3 protein-coding genes and 1 pseudogene are annotated in these 13,249 nt (G+C 72.7%); all 4 read right to left on the minus strand.

The genetic code is table 11. From position 1 onward, the window contains the following. Positions 1-6 precede the first annotated feature (6 nt). The gene (locus AC068B_RS06225) at positions 7-1,446 is read right to left on the minus strand and encodes an MFS transporter (RefSeq protein ID WP_478669413.1); all 1,440 of its coding nucleotides are present in this window, start codon (positions 1,444-1,446) and stop codon (positions 7-9) included. Further along, positions 1,430-2,539, minus strand: a complete 1,110-nt coding sequence (locus tag AC068B_RS06230; RefSeq protein WP_478669414.1) for an alpha/beta hydrolase — start codon at positions 2,537-2,539, stop codon at positions 1,430-1,432. Before AC068B_RS06230 ends, AC068B_RS06225 begins: the two co-directional genes overlap by 17 nt. Then, a complete protein-coding gene (locus AC068B_RS06235) occupies positions 2,536-5,049 on the minus strand; it encodes a thioester reductase domain-containing protein (protein WP_478669415.1) in 2,514 nt (837 codons plus the stop codon). The genes AC068B_RS06230 and AC068B_RS06235 overlap by 4 nt, the downstream gene beginning before the upstream one ends. Beyond that, positions 5,042-13,189: pseudogene (locus tag AC068B_RS06240) on the minus strand (HAD-IIIC family phosphatase); the annotation flags it as partial. The gene AC068B_RS06235 and the pseudogene AC068B_RS06240, both read right to left, overlap by 8 nt. Positions 13,190-13,249: the final 60 nt, after the last annotated feature.

The raw sequence follows: 13,249 nt of genomic DNA on the forward strand, positions 1-13,249 counted from the left end.
GGAGCCTCAGCCGACGCGGTCCGCCGCCCTGGGATCCTCCGCGGGGGCCACCGGTCCGGGCCGCCGCATGAGCAGGACAGAGACGACCCCGAGCACCGCCGCGCACAGGGTGGAGCCGATCGTGATGGCGGCGAACCCGCTGCGTGAGGCGTCGTCGGCGTCGCCCGCGAAGCTGGCGAACAGCGAGCCGAAGAGCGACACCGCGATGGCCTCGCTGCCGAGGCGGACCGTGTTGATCCAGCCCGCCCCCATGCCCGCCTCGTCCGCCGGGACGTGCGCGAGCGCCTCGCCGTCGACGAGACCCGCCTGCAGCCCGAACCCGATGCCGACGACCACCATCGGCAGCGCCATCCAGGCGAGCCCCGGAGCGGCGGTCGCGCCCGCCAGCACCAGACCCGCGACCAGCAGACCGATGCTCCACGTGAAGATGGTGTGGGCCGGTGTGCCGCGGGCGGTCATCCGGGCGGCGATCAGCGGGGCGACGAGGACGGGCAGCGTCAGGAACATCAGGTACGCGCCGCTGGCCCCCGCCGAGGCGCCGTACGCGCCCTGGAAGAACACCGGCAGATAGGCGACCGCGTTGGTGAAGGTGAACGACGCCACCGCGACCACCAGCGTGATGCCGGAGAAGCGCCTGCTGCGCAGGGTGCCCAGGCTCAGCAGCGGGTTGGGCGCGGTGGACTCCCGCCAGGCGAAGAGGCCGTAACAGCCGATGCCGACGGCCGTGCAGAGCAGGAAGGGCGGCGAGGCCCAGCCCGTCGCCGAGCCGAGCGCGAGGCCGCCGAGCGTGACGGTGGTCGCCGTGCAGAAGAGCGCCGCTCCCGCCCAGTCGATGCGGGCGGCGCGCCGCTTCTCGTGGGCGGCGGCCCGGCGGATCAGCGGCATGCCCGCGCACGCGACGACCAGGCAGGCCAGCTGGAAGCCGTAGACGAGGCGCCAGCCGGAGAGCTGGGTGAGCAGTCCGCACAGGGACGGGCCGAACGCCAGGGAGAGACCGGCGACCGAACCGAGGAAGGCGAAGGCGCGGGTGCGCTGTTCGCCCTCGAAGTTCGACGACACGACGGCCGACCCCACCGAGAAGACGGCCCCGGCCCCCGCCCCCGCCACCAGCCGGGCCCCGTCCAGGACCCAGTAGTTGCCCGCGACGAGGCTGAGCGCGGAGCCCGCGCCGAACGTGAGGAGCCCGAAGAGCAGCGCCTGCCAGCGCCCGATGATGTCGGCGACGGAGCCCCACACGAGGGTCGAGCAGGCGAACGTCAGGTTGTACCCGTTGAGGACCCACTGCTCGCCCACCGACGAACTGCCCAGGTCGTCGGCGATGTCGCCCAGGGACACCGCGGTGCCGGACACCGACAGCGGGACCGTGAAGATGGCGAGCAGGATGACGGGCATGAGCAGGCGCGTGCCGGGCGCCGAAGCGCCCGGCCGCTCACGCGTGGAGCTCATCGGCGGCGGACACGCGGCACTCGTCGAGGAAGTCGACGATGTGTCCGAACACGTCCAGCGCGGCGTTGCGGCCGATGAACGCGTCCAGGTGGCCGTAGCCCGGCACCTCCACGTATCTGACGTCCATCTCGGGATACCGGCGCTTGAGGACGTCGTGGCAGATCTCGTTCGAGTCGTACCAGAAGCGGTTGTCGCTGCCGGAGAGGAGCATCAGCGGGGTCCCGAACGAACCAGCCTCGTCGAGGGCGTTCTTCGGCAGTGCGTCGTAGCGGCCGTCGCTGTCGTTGTACCGCATCATCGTGTGGGCCAGTTCGATGCTGCGCAGATGCGGCAGGATCCACATCGGGACCGTGCCGTACAGGTCGGCGAGGCGGTCGTGGGTGACCTCGTCGAGGTTGTCGTGTTCGAAGAGCGAACCGCCCACGCCCCACGAGTCGTTGTGCAGGATCTGGCAGTTGGGGTCCTTGCACTCGGCGCCCAGCGACACCTCGGCGAAGATCAGCGAGTGCTTCGACCACATGCCGACCTTCTTGAAGTCGGTGGGGATGTTGACGAAGCGGGAGCGCAGCAGCTCCCCGCCGAAGTGCAGGCGCGCCCGCGTCTTCCAGGACATCTTCGGGGTGAGGAACACGCCCTGCGCGACGACGCCGGACAGGCCCGGCACCAGGCCCGCCGCCATGCTCAGCGACAGGCACATCGCCCCGATGCAGTGCGCCACGACGAGGAGTTCGCGCCCTTCGATGCGCTCCTTGATCAGGGACACGGCCTCGGGGATGTCGTAGAGCGCCACGTCGTCGAAGGTGTACCGGATGCGGCCCTCGTTGTAGGGCAGCCGGCAGCTGCCCCGCCAGTCCAGGAGCCAGGGCTCGTAGCCCGAGTCGAGCAGGACGTCCACCAGGTTGCGGGTCTCGGGCAGCGTGAACATGTCCGCCGACGCGGTCAGTCCGTGCAGGACCAGGACGACCGGGCGGTCGGTGGAGCCGTCCTCGGGGGCGACCCGGGTGAGGCCGAGCCGGGTGCCGTCGGATGCGGTGAAGGGGATGTCCTCGACGCGGTCGCCGAGTGCGTGGTGGAGGGGCCTCAGCGTCGTCATCGGGTCTGCTCCCTTTTGATCATCAGCTTCCTGATCTTGCGTTGCAGCTTGTCCTGGTCCCGGTCGATGGCGTCCTTGCGCAGGTCGAGGAGTTCGGCGACGGCGCGCAGGGAAGGCTCCGCGAGGCCCATGCCGACCTGGACGAAGAACCAGGAGAGCCAGGCCAGCTTGGCGAGCCGCCGCTCCTGCGACGACAGCCTCGGGTCGACCTCGATGCCGTCGATCTGGTCCGGCACGTAGCTCTTGCCGGGGACCTTGACGACACCGGCCAGGGTCGCCGGTTCGTTCTCGCGGCCGATGGTGACCTCGATGGTCCTGGTCTGCTTCCAGAAGTCGCGGCTGGCGCGGGCCGTCTTCCAGCCCTCCAGCCACCAGCGGCCGCCGTCACGGTCCACCAGGACCAGCCGGTAGCGCAGCAGCGGGTGGTCGCTGCCGTGCCGCAGCGGGACGCCCTCGTCGGGGCGGACCCAGATCTCGCCCGCCTCCACGGTCAGCGGCTCCGGGTGCAGCCGCTCGCAGAACACCTCACCGCGGACGTCGATCTTCCGGTGACGTACGACCTGGTACATGCTGGCGATCGACAGGGTGAGCGCCATCCTGCACTTGGCGTCGCGCTCCCCGCCGACCGGGCCCACCCGGCCCTTGGTCCGCTCGCGGAACGACAGGTAGGGCGGGTCTTCGCGGCTGGGCAGCCGGGCGACGCCGTCCTTCGCCATCCGCTCGAAGGCCTTCAACTGCGCCTGCGATCCGTACCGTTCGGCCTCCGGGAGCCGGTGGCGCGCGACGAAGCGGTCGGTGCGCTCCGAGCCCGCCTCCGGGCCGAACATCAGCGCCTCGAAGAGCTTCATGGCGGTGGGGCTGCGCAGGATGCGGATCAGGAAGTCGAGTTCCGGCACCGGCTCGGAGGCGTGCCGCGCGAGCAGGTCGTCGCGCCAGTCGCGCCAGTTGGCCACCCGTACGTTCATCCCGGCCAGCTTCATGTCCTTGACCAGCTGGGGCAGGGTCTCCGCGCGGCCGGTGACGTTGTAGTTCTGGCCCCACGCGGCGGGGTCGAAGACCACGGCCGCCGTCACCTTGCTGATCCAGTCCACCGGCGCGAGGTTCATGAACTTGAAGGCGGGCACGGTCCGGTAGCGGGAGAACGCGCCGATCAGTCCCGTGCTGAGGTCGTGCGGGTTGTACACGCCGGTGCGGGTGTGGCCGCCGATCGCGCCGGGCCGCAGGAACGTGACGGTGAGACCGTGCTCGCGGGCGCGCCGCAGCACCGCCTCCGCGGCCCACTTGGACTTGTCGTAACCGGCGAAGAGCCGGTCGATGTGCGCGACCGGGTCGTCCTCGCCCATCTTCTCGATGCCGACCTCGTTGAAGACGGCGACCGAGGAGATGTGGTGCAGCGGCTTGGCGCGGCCCGTCATCGCCAGTTCGGCGAGGGCCAGCGGGCCGAGGACGTTGGTCTGGCGCAGCGAGGGGTAGCCGCGCAGGAAGTCGACGGCGGCGGCGACGTTGACGATCGAGTCGACGTCCTGGGCGAGACCGTCCCAGACCTCCTGCGACAGCCCCAGGCACGGCTGCCTGAGGTCGGCCGCGAGGACGGTGACGCGGCGCCGCACCTCGGCGGTCCACGGCTGGTCGAAGCTGGCCAGGGCGTCGCCGATGCGCCGTTCGGCCGCCGCGTCGTCGGCCGCGCGCACCAGGCACACCACGTGGGCGTCGCCCTGCCGCAGCAGGTCGAGCAGGAGGTGGCTGCCGAGGTAGCCGGTGGCGCCGGTCAGCAGGATGCGGCGGGGCGGCACGGGGTCGGCCTGGCGGCTGAACGGCAGCCGGTCGGCGAGCGCGAGGTCGGCGAGGATCGCCTCCAGGTCCTCGTTCGCGCCGTCGTCCGATGCGCGGACGACGACCGGGGCGATGGAGGTGGTCGGCGTGTAAGACGTGTTCGGGCGGGCCGGTGTGCTCGCCGGGGTGGCGGGGAGCACGGCGGGCGTCGGCGCGGGCGTCTGCGCGGGAGCCGCCGCGGAGGCCGTCGTGGGCAGGCCGAGGGCCTTGGCCCAGCGTTGGGCCAGGCGCCGCGGCCTGGCGTCGGCGAAGACGTCGTCGAGCGTCAGCTGTACGTCCAGCTCCCGCGCCATCAGCGCGACGAGCTCGACGGCGTCGACGGAGGACAGACCGGCGTCGAACAGGTCCGTCTCGGAGTCGGGCGCGCCGCCGGGCAGGAAGCGGGCGGCGCGGGCCGCGATGTCCGCGGCGACCTCCGCAACGCCTCGGCCCGGGCGTGCCGCTGTGGGGTTATTGGGGTTCGTGGGATTCGTTGGCGTCGTCGTTCCGGCAGGCGGCGCGGACGGCTCGGATGGCGCGGACGGCTGCGCGGCGGCAGGTCCGGCCGGCGGCTTCCGGAAATGCGCGAGGAGATCGGACGCGGCGGCCCTTCCGGGGCCGCGCCGCTCGATCGCCTCCTCCTCGGGACGCCGGTTGACACTGCGGTTGCGACTCGTGCCGCTGGCCGCCTCAGGCATTGCTGTCCTCCGCTGCGTGATCGGATGCGGAGTCCCAGGAACGGAACTCCCGAAGTTGTGCGAGCCCCACCGCCGTCTCCAGACGGGGCGCTTCGACGTCGCCGCCGCCCAGGCGGGACACCAGGCGTCGGGCGGGAATGTTGCGGGGCGTGTGGTCGGCGATCAGGCGCACCGTGGTGCAGCCGTGGGCCTCGGCCCGGTCGGCCAGCCACTGCAGCAGCCGGTCCTCGACGCCCCGGCCGAGCACCCGGCAGCTCATCATCCAGGCGACGACTTCGAGCGCGTCGCCGTCGACGGTGACGGCCAGGACGCCGATCTGCCCGTACGCGCCGAAGCGGTCCCGCGCGGTCGCCGTCCACACCTCGCCGCTCTGCTGCAGCCGCGCCAGTTCGGCGGGGTCCAGGGGACGGGGCCGCAGGTTGAACTGGTTGGTGCGCCTGCTGAGCTGGACGGTGCGCTCGGCCGTCTCCTCGGTCACCGGATCGATGTCGAGTTCGAGCCGGAGGTTCTCCAGGAAGTCGGCGAAGCCGAGCTGGGCGCGGGCCTCGTCGCGCACCTGCTCCTGACGGTAGAAGTCGGCCCGTGCGGAGTCCTCCGCCGTCGCGGCCCGCGGCACCATCGGCCAGAGCCTGGCGACGAAGTCGGCGAGCTCGTCCGCGCTCGGGCAGGTGAGGCAGAGCACCTCCGGGAGCTGTGCGCGGACCCCGGCGATCTCGACGGGGTTGTCGTCGAGGAAGAGGAAGCTGTCGAGGCCGAGCCGCAGCTCGTCGGCGATCCTGACGATCCGTGTCCACTTGGGTTCCCAGGCGGCGGAGATCGCGGCGAAGTGCTCGCGGCGCAGCGGGCTGTCGGGGCGGTCGAGGATGCGGTGCACGGTCTCCTCGTCGTTGTTGGAGACCATGGCGAGCAGGACGCCCGCCTCCCGCCACTGCAGCAGCCGGGCGGCGAGCAGCGCGCGGGCCCCGGTGAAGTCGACGTTCTCGGGGCCGACCTCACCGGCGATGCCGCTCCACAGCGTCTCGTCGCCGTCGACGACGATCACCTTGGGCGCCCGGCGGCGGACCTGCTGGAGGACGTCGGCGAGGCGCAGCGCCACCAGTGCCTGGAACTCGTCCTGGAAGGGCAGGTGGGCCATGGCGTCGGTGTGGGCGTCGAACACGTCCGCCACCGGGTAGTCGTCGTCGGTCCACGAGTCCGAGGGCAGGACGGCGATGCCGGGCACGTCCGTGAGTCGCCGCGTGACCTGCCGTTCCCAGTCGCGGGGGCGGCCGTCGTCGGCGCTCTCCGGGAGGAAGGCGACGACGAGTGGCTTGCGGGTGCGCTCCGCGAGGGAGCGCAGTGCGGCCGGGTACTCGTCGGCGAGCTGGTCGAGCAGCACGTGCTCCGGCCCGCTCCCGGCGTCCGTGAACCGGGTCAGGTCGCCGGGCCGCAGCAGGACGAGGCCGACGGCCGTCGAGGCCTGGACGAACACGCTGCCCGGGTCGTGCAGGCTCGCGAGGACCTGGTGGTACGGCGCCTCCGCCACGTCGAGGGGCCCGTCATCGGCTCCGGCGTCCTGCACGGCGAAGGACAGCATGGCGGGGAGGTTGCCGAGGGCGAAGGTCGCGGCGAGGGCGATCTGGGGGGTGGGGGTGGGGTTGGCCTCGGGGGCGGGGACGGGGGTAGGTAGGGCTTCGGTCTCGCCCGTGGGGGCGGTGACGGTCGGCTGGGTCGCAGACATGGTCGCGTCCGCCGCGAACTGCCCGGCGAGGACGAGGAATTCCTCGGCCAGGGACGCGCAGGCCGCGTCGTCGAGTACGTCGGTGTTGTATTCGAGGCCGACCTTCCCGAGGCCCGGCATCACCGTGACCATCAGGTCCAGGTCGGAGTAGCCCGTGCCCGCGGGGACGATGCGCAGCCCCTCCGCGGCTCCGGCCTGCGGCGGCATGTAGTTGAAGTAGACCTCGACGAGGGGCGCGTCCTGCCGGTACAGGCCTTCCTGGACGAGGGCGGACATCGCGTCGAAGAACGTGACGCCGCGCTCCAGGACCCTGCTGAGCCGACTGTCGGTGCGCCGCAGCACGTCCTCGGCGGTGTCCGTGGCGTCGACCTGGGCGGCGTACGGGATCGGCAGCCCGAAGTATCCGACGGCGTCGAGGGCGGACACGTGCATGCGGGTGTCCACGGGGACCGCGAGGACGAACCGGTCGCGGTCGCGCACCCGGGCGAGGTGCGCGGTGAGCGCGCCGAGCCAGAACGCGGCGGGCGTGATGCCGAGCGCCCTGGCCCGGCCCTCCACCTGCTCCTGGAGGTCCTTCGGCAGGTCCGCCAGGTGCATGGCCGAGCGGAACGACCGCTGCGCGGGGCGCGGGGCGGCCAGTTCCAGGTCGAGCCTGCGGGCGCCCACGAAGTCCGCACGCCAGTCGCCCGACGCCCCGGGCCCGGACTGGGCCCCGGACTGCGCGTCGGTCCCGCCCTGGGCCCGCAGCAGCAGGTCGATGTCGCGGTTGGTGACCGTGGCGGGCGGCTCGGCACCGGCGAGTCCGGCGCCCAGGCCGTGCGCCACGAGCATGAGCGAGGCCAGGTCGGAGACGGCGTGGTGCGCGCCGAACACGAGGATCTGTTCGCCGGACGGACGGGCGAGCAGCTCGAAGCGCCACAGCGGGGCGGTGGCCAGGTCGAACGGCGGCTCCATCAGCGCGCACAGCCGCTCGTCGACGTCGGTGTCCTCGGCGACGTCCGACCAGCGCACCAGGTCGCCGTCGAGCGAGCGACGCACCTCCAACTCCTGGCCGCCGTCGGCGTCCGGGACGATCGCGGTGCGCAGCGCGGCGTGTCGGGCGGCGAGCGAGGAGACGACCTCGGCGAGCCGCTCCGGGGTCGTCGGCGCGGTGAGCCGGACGGCGAGTCCGATGTGGTGCGTGACGCCCGGCGTGCCGTGCTGCTCGGCACGGAGGAGCCGGACGACGTCGCGGGTGGCCGGGTGGCGTACGACTTCGCCGACGGTCTCTTCGACGGCCTCGTCCGGCGACGCCGCCTCAGATGTACCTACCGCTCCCTCCGCGCCTTCCGCTCCCGCGATCAGCTCGTCGGCGATGGAGTCCACGCTGGCGCCGTTGAACAGCGAGGCGATCGGCACGGACCGGCCGAAGTCCGCCTCGATCAGGCTGCGGATCTGCATGGCCATCACGGAGTCCAGGCCCTGCCCGACGAGTGCCGCGCCGGTGTCGAGCTCCGCGGTGTCGAAGCCCATCGTCGCGGCGAACCGGTACCGCAGCCGGTCCACGACCGCGTCCCGCGAGTCGAGCGAGAGCCGTCCGCCCGCGTCCGCCCGGCGCCCCTCACGGGACCCCGCGAGGCGGCGGCGCGGCGGGAACAGGCCGACGAGGAGCGGGGGCAGCAGCGCCGGTTCGGTGGTGCGCAGGACGGGTTCGTTGAGGGCCGCCGCCAGGAGCAGCGCGTCGTCCGCGTCCCGGGTGAGCGCCGCGTCCAGGAGCGCGAGCCCCTGCTCGGTGGAGAGTGCGGCGATGCCCCCGCGGTTGATCCGCTCCAGATCGGCGTCGCCGAGGTGCCCGGTCATGCCGGTCGCCTCGGCCCACAGGCCCCAGGCCAGGGAGAGTCCGGGCAGTCCGGCCCTGCGGCGCTGCTGCATCAGCGCGTCGAGGAACGCGTTGGCGGCCGCGTAACTGCCCTGGCCCGCGCCGCCGAGGACGCCCGCGAGGGAGGAGAAGACCACGAAGGAGGACAGCTCCGCCCCTGCGGTCAGCGTGTGCAGGTTCCAGACGCCGTCGGTCTTCGGCCGCAGCACGGCGTCAAGGCCGTCCGCGTCGATGGACTCGACGACGGCGTCGCGGAGCACGCCCGCGGCATGGACGACGGCGGTCAGCGGATACTCCTGGGGCAGGTGGCGCAGGACGCGGGCCAGCTGCTCGCGGTCGGCCGCGTCGCAGGCGACGACGGTGACGCGGGCTCCCGCGGCGGTGAGTTCGTCGCTCAGGGCGGCGACGCCGTCGCCGGTGGGGCCGCGGCGGGACAGCAGGAGGAGGTGCCGGGCGCCGAGCCGGGCGGCGTGCCGGGCCACCTGCGCGCCGAGGCCGCTCGTGCCGCCGGTGATCAGGACGGTGCCCGTGCCGAGTGCGGCGGCGGGCGCGGCCCCGGGGGCCGTCTGCGCGTCTTGGGCGCGGAGGACGGGTACGTACAACTTCCCGTCTCTGACGGCGAGTTCGTGCGACTTGGAGCGCAGGACGTCCGACAGTGTTTGCGGGTCCAGCCCGTCGGTGTCGGTTTCGGTGTCCACGAGGAGTACGCGGCCGGGGTTCTCGGCGCGTGCGGCCCTGGCCAGACCCCAGACGGGGGCGTGGGCGAGGTCGAGCGCGGTGTCGGGCGCCTCGGCTCCGGTGAGCACCGCGCGACGGGTCAGCACGACCAGCCGCGCCGAGGCGGGCCGGTCCTGCGCCAGCCACTCCTGGATCCGGCCCAGGGTGTCGTGGAGGACGGCCCGCGCACGGGCGGCGTCGTCGTCTCCGGCAGCGGTGAAGGCGGCGACGTCGAGGATCGTTGCGTCCGAGGTCTCCGGACCCGCGGCCTTCTCCCCGTCACCGTCACCCGGCGCGTACGGCGACCAGGTGAGGGACAGCAGCGACTGCGTGCTGTTGTCCGGGGTGGCGAGATCACCGGCAGCCACCGGTCGTACGAGGAGGGAGTCGATCCGCGCGACCGGCGTGCCGGACGGATCGGCCGCCTCCACCGTGAACGTGTCGTCGCCGGTGGGCACGATGCGTACGCGCACCTCGCTCGCGCCCCGGCTGTGCAGCGTGACCGTGCCGAAGGAGAAGGGCAGCGGTGTGGCGCCGTCGAGGCCGTCCACGGCCGCGGCCTGCAGTGCGGCGTCGAGGAGGGCGGGGTGCGCGCCGAAGCGCCGCGCCTCCTCCGCCTGCCGCCCGGGCAGGGCGACCTGCGCGAGGATCTCGCCGTCGAGCCGCCACACGTCGGACAGGCCCTGGAAGGCGGGCCCGTACTCCAGACCTGCGTCGGCCATCGTGTCGTAGTGCGTGGCGGCGTCCAGCCGTTCGGCCCCCGCGGGCGGCCATGCGGCGCCGTACAGAGGGTTGTCGGCCGACGCGCCGTCGCGCGGCGACCCGGCGTCGGCCAGGAGGGCGCTCGCGTGCCGGGTCCACTGTCCGGTGCCGTCGGAGCGGCGGGGGCGGGCGTAGACGTCGAGCGGGCGCCCGGCGCCGTCCGCGCCGCCGATCTGCACCTGGATGTCGACCTCGCCCTGCTCGGGCAACCGCAGCGGCGCGGTCAGCGTCAGGTCCCGCACCGTGTCGCAGCCGACCTCGTCGGCGGCGCGCAGGGCCATCTCGACGAAGGCGGTACCCGGCAGGATCACCGTGCCGAAGACCGCGTGGTCCGAGAGCCACGGCTGTGCGGCGCGGGACAGGCGCCCGGTGAGGACGACGTCGTCGCTGTCGGCGAGGCGGACGGCCGCGCCGAGCAGCGGATGCCGCACGGCTTCCAGGCCCGCGGAGCCGAGGTCGGCGGAGGCGGCCGCGGCGGGCTGCCAGTACCGGCGGCGCTGGAAGGCGTACGTCGGCAGCTCGACGAGTTCACCGCCCGCCAGCCACGGCGCCCAGTCCACGTCGGCTCCGGCCACGAACACCTCGGCCAGAGCGCGCAGCAGTTGGGCCTTCTCGTCCTCGTTGCGGCGGAGCGTTCCGACGGCGGTCACGCCCGTCGTACGAAGGTGGTCGGCGTACTGCGCGACGGCGCCGAGCAGGACGGGGTGGGGGCTGGACTCGACGAAGACGCGGTGTCCGGCTTCCAGGAGGCGGTGCAGGGCGGAGTCGAACCGGACGGTCTGACGCAGATTCGTGAACCAGTACTCCGCGTCCATCACCGCCGTATCAATCACGTCACCGGTGACCGTGGAGAACAGCGGGACCTGGCTGCTCTTCGGCTGAATCTCCGCGAGGACCTCAAGCAGTTCATCCCGAAGGTCCTCGACCTGCGGCGAGTGCGAGGCGTAATCCACCGCGATCCGCCGCACCTGCACACCATCGGCCTCACAGGCGGCCATGAACGCATCCAGCTCGCCCGGCGAACCCGACACCACAACCTGCTCAGGCCCATTGACCACAGCCACCTGAAGACCGTCAGTCAACCGCCCCACAACCTGAGCCTCAGGCGCCAGAACGGACACCATCCCGCCCCGCCCAGCCAGCCGCACAATCGCCCGCGAGCGAAGAGCGACCACACGCGCCGCATCACCCAGGCTCAGCGCGCCCGCGACACACGCGGCGGCGATCTCACCCTGCGAATGCCCGACGACAGCGGCAGGACGCACCCCCAGCGAACGCCACAGCTCCGCCAGCGACACCATCACCGCGAACAACACCGGCTGCACCACATCCACCCGGCGCAGCAACTCCTCATCGCCCTCCCGGACGACATCCAACAAACCCCAGCCATCCACAAACGGCTCAAGCGCAGCCCCACACTCAGCCATCCGCGCCGCAAACACCGGCGAGAACTCCAACAGCTCCCGAGCCATGCCCACCCACTGCGAGCCCTGCCCCGGGAACACGAGCACCGCACCACCGGAGGCATTCGCCCCGGCACGCCCCGAGACCACGCTCGAAGCCTGACGTCCGGCCGCCAACTCCTCCAGAGCCGAGGTCAGTTCACCAAGGTCCGAGCCGAGTACGACCGCACGGTGCTCCAACACCGCACGCCCACTCGCCAACGTGAAGCCCACGTCCCGCAGACCCAGCGCCCCGCCCTCATCGAGCCGCGCAAGCAACCGCTCCGCCTGCTCCGCCAGAGCCGCCTCACTCCGCGCCGACAACACCCACGGCACCACCGCGGAACCCTCACCCGAGGGGACCAACTCACCCTCAGACACGGCCCCTTCGGGCGCAGGAGCCGCCTCCAGGATCACGTGCGCGTTCGTCCCGCTGTAGCCGAAGGACGACACCCCGGCCCGGCGGGGCCGGTCGCCCTCGGGCCACGGGCGGTTCTCCGTGAGGAGGCGGACCTGGCCCTCGGTCCAGTCGACGTGGTGCGAGGGCTCGTCCACGTGGAGGGTGCTGGGCATGACGCCGTGCCGCATCGCCTGCACCATCTTGATGATGCCCGCGACACCTGCCGCGGCCTGCGTGTGCCCGATGTTGGACTTCACGGAACCCAGCCACAACGGCCGTTCCACGTCCCGCCCTTGGCCGTACGTGGCCAGCAGCGCCTGCGCCTCGATCGGGTCGCCGAGGGTCGTGCCGGTGCCGTGGCCCTCGACGACGTCGACGTCCGCGGAGCCGAGCTGCGCGGCGGCCAGGGCGTCCTGGATCACGCGCTGCTGGGCGGGGCCGTTGGGCGCGGTCTGGCCGTTGGACGCGCCGTCCTGGTTCACCGCGCTGCCCCGCACGACCGCCAGGACCCGGTGGCCGTTGCGTTCCGCGTCGGACAGGCGCTCCAGGGCCAGGACGGCGACGCCCTCGCCCCAGCCGGTGCCGTCGGCGGCGGTGGCGTAGGACTTGCAGCGGCCGTCGGCGGCGAGGCCGCGCTGGCGGGAGAACTCGATGAAGACGCCGGGCGTGGACAGCACCGTCACACCGCCCGCCAGGGCGAGCGAGCACTCGCCCTCGCGCAGCGACTGCACGGCCTGGTGCAGCGCGACCAGCGAGGACGAGCAGGCCGTGTCGACGGTGACGGCGGGGCCCTGCAACCCCAGCGCGTAGGAGACGCGTCCGGACACGAGGCTGCCGACGCTGCCGCCGCCGGGGTCGTAGTCGTGGTGGAAGGACCCTGCGAAGACGCCGGTGGCGGTGTCCTTGAGGGTCTGCGGGTTGATGCCCGCACTCTCCAGGGCCTGCCACGACGCCTCCAGCATGAGGCGGTGCTGCGGGTCCATCCCGTGGGCCTCGCGGGGCGTGATGCCGAAGAACGCCGGGTCGAAGTCCGCCGCGTCGTGCAGGAATCCGCCGGAGCGGGTGTAGGTCTTGCCGGGGTTGCCGGGCTCCGGGTCGTAGAGGGCCTCGACGTCCCAGCCGCGGTCGGCCGGGAAGTTCCCGATCATGTCCTCGCCCTTGAGGACGACGTCCCACAGGTGGTCCGGCGAGGACACCCCGCCGGGCAGCCGACAGCTCATCCCGACGATCGCCACGGGTTCGCTGCGACGGTCCTCGAGGGTCTGCAACCGCCCTCGTGTGGCGTGCAGTTCCTGCGAGAC

Source organism: Streptomyces sp. NPDC042371, assembly GCF_056437465.1.

Coding starts and splice junctions, on each gene's coding strand:
- AC068B_RS06225 (WP_478669413.1), bottom strand. CDS start 1,446: ATGAGCTCCACGCGTGAGCGGCCGGGCGCTTCGGCGCCCGGCACGCGC.
- AC068B_RS06230 (WP_478669414.1), bottom strand. CDS start 2,539: ATGACGACGCTGAGGCCCCTCCACCACGCACTCGGCGACCGCGTCGAG.
- AC068B_RS06235 (WP_478669415.1), bottom strand. CDS start 5,049: ATGCCTGAGGCGGCCAGCGGCACGAGTCGCAACCGCAGTGTCAACCGG.